Origin of the sequence: Testudinibacter sp. 'clade 2' (assembly GCF_006227735.1) — a bacterium.
Taxonomy (GTDB): Bacteria; Pseudomonadota; Gammaproteobacteria; order Enterobacterales; family Pasteurellaceae; genus Chelonobacter.
Genome location: NZ_VDHB01000045.1, coordinates 1 through 1656 on the forward strand (window position 1 = coordinate 1; position 1656 = coordinate 1656).

At 37.3% G+C, this 1656-nt stretch carries 3 protein-coding genes; all 3 read right to left on the reverse strand.

Going from position 1 to position 1656, the window contains the following annotated elements; all coding sequences use genetic code 11:
• The coding region (locus FHQ30_RS04275) for a hypothetical protein (RefSeq protein WP_139625146.1) at positions 1–235 on the reverse strand (235 nt) is incomplete at its 3' end.
• Positions 236–279: 44 nt separating this feature from the next.
• A complete protein-coding gene (locus FHQ30_RS04280) occupies positions 280–651 on the reverse strand; it encodes an Imm8 family immunity protein (protein WP_139615098.1) in 372 nt (123 codons plus the stop codon).
• A 1-nt stretch (position 652) separates the two neighbouring features.
• Positions 653–1656 (reverse strand): hypothetical protein (locus FHQ30_RS13215; RefSeq protein ID WP_500692249.1); only part of this gene is annotated, 1004 nt, incomplete at its 5' end.

Genomic DNA, 1656 nt, shown 5'->3' on the forward strand with positions numbered 1-1656 from the left:
ACCCGGCTTTTACCACCGGTAGCACTTCCGCCACCACTGTTCCGCCTCTCATCAACGACACAAGAGCGGTTTCAACAGTCATATCTTTGCCGTATAAGGCATTAACATCAGCCTGATTATAATGCGTTCTGAGTAAATCCCCTGACGCACTATCAAAGGTCGTCCATTTTTCTGTTGCGCAAGCCAGCGGATTTTTTAAACAGTCCGACAGGTTATATTCAACCGTTTTCACCACATTTTTTTACTTGAAAAAAGCTGTTGATAAATATTCTATCGATACTACTCCTTAACTGTGGACAAAGTCTTATACCTATCATATTCCCAGAGGAAAAATTTAGATAAATTATTAGCAACCTCATGCCAGTTTTTTCCATCACAAAGATGGATGCATTCGTTTATATATTTCAATATTTTGTTAAAATCATAATTATCAACTAAAATAGTATTATTTAAAATAACTGGTTTAACATTATTTAACCTTACCCACTCCAATGTACATATAGACACATCAAAATAATCCATTGCCTCACTATCAACCCCACCAATACCTAATAACAATGTTATATGAAAAACATCATCATTAACAGGAGTGTATTCTGCTGGTGAAAACTCACCAAACAAATCAGTTATTAATTTTAATTCAGCTTTCATACTAATTCTCTATAATATTTAAATGCGCATTTCCAATTTTTTCTTTTTGATTTGTAACAGGATTTATTTTATATGTTTCAAAGTTGGCTTGAACTCCAGTTTCAGCATAGTCAGATTCTTTTACACTAGGAAATCTATACCCTCTCAATCTATCTACACTATTCCAACCTATTACAGTATTCTTCACTTTTACTTCAGTAAAATTATCCCCTACCCACAATCTTCCCAATCTTTCAGCTTCTTGAGCAGGCATTAATTTAGAAATACCATAATTTAATTCTTTACCCAAAGAATTCACTATCTCTCCTAATACAGGATCTAATTTAGCAATATTTTGTAAGTTTTCTGTCTGTAATTGCTCTTTTAATTTTGGATAAAGAGCAATATTTTCTGCACTGCTTGAAATTTTACTAGTCTGATTCTCATACCCTTCTGTTTTCCCAACAACAGGCAACTTTTCATTCGCATCAACACCTTTCGCTAAAGGTGATAGCATATTATCGACTGATTTAACCGCAACTGACCCGGCTTTTACCACCGGCAGCACTTCCGCCGCCACCGTTCCGCCTCTCATCAACGGCACAAGTGCGGTTTCGGCAGTCATATCTTTGCCGTACAGGGCATTAACATCAGCCTGGTTGTAATGCGTTCTCAGTAAATCCCCTGACGCACTATCAAAGGTCGTCCATTTTTCTGTTGCGCAAGCCGGCGGATTTTTTAAACAGTCCGACAGGCTATGTTCAACTGTTTTCACCATATTTTTGGTGGTCTCTATCGGTGAATCCAACGCTGCTCTTGCTGCCTCACTAAGTGCATTACCACCGTCTTTCACACCCTCAAAAACAAGGTTATTCTTCACTTTCGGCACAAGAATATTCGTCAGAAACTGACTGTTTTCTCGATTATATTTTGCCGCTAAATTTGAATATTTTCCTATTGAGTAATATTCATCACCTGAGGCACTAAACAAGTTCTGTGCTTTGCCTTCGCTGTTGATAAAGCTCA

Coding starts and splice junctions, on each gene's coding strand:
- FHQ30_RS04280 (WP_139615098.1), bottom strand. CDS start 651: ATGAAAGCTGAATTAAAATTAATAACTGATTTGTTTGGTGAGTTTTCA.